Genomic DNA, 1328 nt, shown 5'->3' on the forward strand with positions numbered 1-1328 from the left:
AAAAAAGCCATTACTGAACGAGCTTGAAAACGACAGGTTTGAATCACACTCAGCAGATTAGCCGTTTCCTCAAATCGCTTCATCGAACGAGAGCCACCAGACACTTTCCGTTTCGTTACAGCTAGGCGTAGGGAACGTTCTGCTAAATTATTATCCGGAGGCACCGAGGGGTCATTCAGAAAATACCACCATTGTTCTGCCTTATCTCGTAAGGATTTGAGCAACAAACCTGCTGCATAACCAACTTGGTTCAACCAAGTAGCAAGGGCTTTATTCAATCGTATTTTGAAATCCTGGGCCCACGAGTCGTAGGTGAGTCGATCCTTCGTCTTGCGCCAGGCCTCATGGGAGCTAAAAGCTTCATCAATTAATGACAGAAATATTTGAGCGACTTCTGCATTATTATTGTTTCCCCCAAGTCCCAGCACTTTCTTAAAATGCCGCCGTAAATGAGCTAGACACTTCTGTTGGGCTGTGATTGTGCCACCATTATAAACACTGAAATCATCTGAGCTTAAGACGCCAGCAAATTCTGTACCCAGCATGGTTTCTAGTTCCACGCGTCCCCTTGTATCTGCGGCATGGAATAAACAGAATCCCTCTCCACTAGCTGTCCATAGCCATTCTTTGACTCCCATGACACACCACGGGGTTTCATCTACATGAACATTTGATTGCTCAGGGACCCATTTCCACAGTGCATTGAGGGCTGGCTTAACTGCTGCTGCTACTCGTTGATTGGTTTTTTGGAGTGTTCCCACTCCCACTTCTATCCTGCCGAGTTCCCACAATAATTCAGTCAGCTTGGCGTAGGAAAGATGCCCATAATTGCCCAGCCAGACGCAGAGGGCTTGGAGATTAACGCTCAAGTCTTGCCCTGGAACCACTCCCTGATGTGGTTCTCCTCTAACTACTGCACCACATTCGAGACATTTACACGATTGTGTCTGATATTCAACGACTTCAATTGGTTTCGCCACTAGACTTGCTACTTGCTGAGAGTGGATGTTGATTACTTCACTTAATTCTTGACTACCACAATTAAGACAGATGCTGGGTGAGCTAATTTCAGTTCTGTCTACTCGTCCAAACCCTTTTCGGGTTTTCCCCTCATGACCTGGTTGTCCACCTGGTTTCTTTTTTTGGTCTGCTTCTGGTTTGACTGTTGCTTTCTCTGGTTTTTGGATGAGATCCGTTGATGGAGGTTTTGATGAAGTCTGACTGGTGGTTCGATTTTTTCCCGTAGCAATGGCTAGTTTTTCTTGCAATTCTTCAATAATTTTTTGCAGCCCCAGTACCATTTCTACCAGTTCAGCTTGGCTCAACTG

The 1328-nt window shown here is 45.6% G+C and carries 1 protein-coding gene; it reads right to left on the reverse strand.

All coding sequences use genetic code 11. The features are described 5' to 3' along the window. The coding region (gene tnpC / locus QUA00_RS36685; RefSeq protein ID WP_333413491.1) for an IS66 family transposase at positions 1-1328 on the reverse strand (1328 nt) is incomplete at both ends.

It is taken from the genome of Microcoleus sp. T2B6, assembly GCF_036700475.1.
Classification (GTDB): domain Bacteria; phylum Cyanobacteriota; class Cyanobacteriia; order Cyanobacteriales; family Microcoleaceae; genus Microcoleus.